The sequence below is a fragment of the Psychrobacter immobilis genome (genome assembly GCF_904846235.1).
GTDB classification, from domain to species: domain Bacteria; phylum Pseudomonadota; class Gammaproteobacteria; order Pseudomonadales; family Moraxellaceae; genus Psychrobacter; species Psychrobacter immobilis_C.
In genome coordinates, this window is record NZ_CAJGZN010000054.1 from 1 (window position 1) to 1,030 (window position 1,030).

Below are 1,030 nucleotides of genomic sequence, written 5' to 3' on the forward strand. Positions count from 1 at the left end.
ATAACCCCAGTTCGGGATAAGGGCTCAAAAAAAAAATAAAAAAAGAAGTCCGAAGTTGCTAAAGTAAGTTTACCAAGACAAACTTCACAACAAGGACTTCTTACATGGACAACCTAACCGAACTATACTGCCATATTGACGACTTTTATCAGCAATTCAAACCTGAGTTTGACGCTCATTTAATCGCAACGGGACACCAAAGGTTAAGAGCATGCCAGATAAGTGTAGCAGAGATTATGACCATCTTGATACTGTTTCATCAATTACGTTATCGACAGTTTAAGGCGTTTTACTACCATCACATGCTTGGCATGATGAAACGGGAGTTTCCAAATCTGCCGAGCTACTCGCGATTTATAGAGCTTATACCGCGCAGTATCATACCACTGTGCAGCTACTTGCAAAGCATGATGGGCGACTGTACGGGTATCAGCTATATTGATTCAACCAAGATAGCAGTTTGTCATAACAAGCGTATCTACCGTCATAAAGTCTTTAAGGGACTTGCAACCCGAGGCAAAAGCAGCATGGGCTGGTTCTATGGCTTTAAGCTGCACGCCATTATCAATCATAAGGGCGAGCTTGTATCTGTTAAAGTCACTGCGGGTAATACGGATGACAGAGTGCCTGTTAAGGATATGGCAACGCCGTTATTTGGTAAGCTGTTTGGTGATAGAGGATACATCAGTAAAGCACTAAACGCGTGGCTCACAAAACACAGTGATACTAGGCTGATAACGAAACTTCGGCGTAATATGAAACCCCAATTACTTGAGCCTATGGATGAGGCACTACTCAATCATCGCTCTTTGGTTGAAACGGTGTTTGGGGAGCTTAAAAACTTGTGTCAGATTGAGCATTCACGCCATCGTAGTGTCACGGGGTTTATCACAAACTTGCTGTCAGGTTTAATTGCTTATTGCTGGTTTCCCTATAAACCCACCATCAAAAATATGCCTCAGCAGGGACAGGTAGCAACATTGTAAATAGTATCAATGAGTTATAATGTGGCTTATCCCGAACTGGGGTT

The 1,030-nt window shown here is 42.5% G+C and carries 1 protein-coding gene; it reads left to right on the forward strand.

Annotated features, from left to right (window positions below; all coding sequences use genetic code 11):
• Nucleotides 1-104 precede the first annotated feature (104 nt).
• Nucleotides 105-986: an IS982 family transposase gene (locus JMX07_RS13480; RefSeq protein ID WP_057758743.1), complete on the forward strand. Its 882-nt coding sequence runs from the start codon at nucleotides 105-107 to the stop codon at nucleotides 984-986.
• The last annotated feature ends 44 nt before the right edge of the window (nucleotides 987-1,030 follow it).